The organism is Mesorhizobium sp. M4A.F.Ca.ET.090.04.2.1, assembly GCF_003999085.1.
Classification (GTDB): Bacteria; Pseudomonadota; Alphaproteobacteria; order Rhizobiales; family Rhizobiaceae; genus Mesorhizobium.
The window spans coordinates 1-1,618 of record NZ_RZOT01000812.1; the positions used below are offsets into that span (position 1 = coordinate 1).

1 protein-coding gene and 1 pseudogene are annotated in these 1,618 nt (G+C 66.4%); both read right to left on the reverse strand.

The annotated features are described in order from the left end of the window. A pseudogene (locus tag EN781_RS32120) lies at positions 1-913 on the reverse strand (hypothetical protein); the annotation flags it as partial. A gap of 76 nt (positions 914-989) precedes the next feature. Further along, the coding region (locus EN781_RS32130) for a F0F1 ATP synthase subunit gamma (RefSeq protein WP_127400705.1) at positions 990-1,618 on the reverse strand (629 nt) is incomplete at its 5' end.

Below are 1,618 nucleotides of genomic sequence, written 5' to 3' on the forward strand. Positions count from 1 at the left end.
TGGCGGCTTCTCGGTGTTCGCAGGCGTCGGCGAGCGCACCCGCGAAGGCAACGACCTCTATCACGAGTTCATCGAATCGGGCGTCAACAAGAAGGGCGGCGGTGCAGGTTCCAAGGCGGCGCTGGTCTATGGCCAGATGAACGAGCCGCCGGGCGCCCGCGCCCGCGTCGGCCTGACCGGCCTCACCGTTGCCTTCGCGGGTGCGCTCGCCGACGCCGGCGAACACCGAGAAGCCGCCATGCGCCTTGGCGACGTTGTTGATCAGTTCCTGGATCAGCACCGTCTTGCCGACGCCGGCGCCGCCGAACAGGCCGATCTTGCCGCCGCGGGCGTAAGGAGCGAGCAGGTCGAGCACCTTGATGCCGGTAACCAGGATCTGCGCTTCCGTCGACTGGTCGACATAGGCCGGAGCGGGCTGGTGGATGGCGCGCTGTTCGACGCCGTCGACCGTGCCTTCCTCGTCGACCGGCTCGCCGATGACGTTGATGATGCGGCCGAGCAGGCCGGGACCGACCGGCACCGAGATCGGCGCGCCGGTGTCATAGACCTCCTGGCCGCGGACCAGGCCTTCGGTGGAGTCCATGGCGATGCAGCGCACTGTGTTCTCGCCGAGATGCTGGGCCACTTCGAGCACGAGGCGGTTGCCGACATTGGAGGTTTCCAGCGCGTTCAGGATCGCCGGCAGGTGGTCGCTGAACTGCACGTCGACGACGGCGCCGATGACCTGGCGGACCTTGCCGACGGCGCCGGTCTTCTTGACGGCGACACTCGCCGCCTTGGACGGTGCTGCCCTGGCCGGTGCCGCCGCCTTCTTGGCCGGAGCGGCCTTCGCGGCTGCTGCCGGAGCCTGTGCCGCCGCCTTGGGGGCCGGTGCCGCCTTGGCGGCGGTCTTCGGGGTAGCTGCTTTCGCCATCGTCTTTGCCCTTTTTCGTCTTTCTGTTTCTCGCGCTGTCCGCATGGAGGTCAGCGACCTCCACATGGGCCCGCGACTAGAGCGCCTCGGCGCCCGAAATGATTTCGATCAATTCCTTGGTGATCTGCGCCTGCCGCTGGCGGTTGTAGGTGATCGACAGCTTGTTGATCATGTCGCCGGCGTTGCGCGTCGCATTGTCCATGGCGCTCATCTTGGCGCCCATCTCGCCGGCTGCGTTTTCGAGCAGCGCGCGGAAGATCTGGACCGAGATGTTGCGCGGGATGAGGTCGGAGAGGATCTCGCCCGGCTCCGGCTCGTATTCGTAGACGGCGTTGCCGCCATTGGTCGCCTCGGCAGCAGCAGGAGCGGCAGTCGCCGCCGGGATGATCTGCTGCGCCGTCGGGATCTGGCTGATCACCGACTTGAACTGCGAGTAGAACAGCGTGCAGACGTCGAAACCGCCCTCGTTGAAGAGGTGGATGACTTTCTTCGCGATCGCATCGGCATTGGCGAAGCCGAGCGTCCGCACTTCACGCAGGTCGACGCGCTCAAGGATCAGCGATGCGTAGTCGCGGCGCAGGATGTCGTAGCCCTTCTTGCCGACGCAGATGATCTTGACCTGCTTGCCGTCGGCCAGGAGCTTGCGGATGTGGTCGCGGGCAAGGCGGGCGATCTGCGAATTGAAGCCGCCGCAGAGGCCGCGCT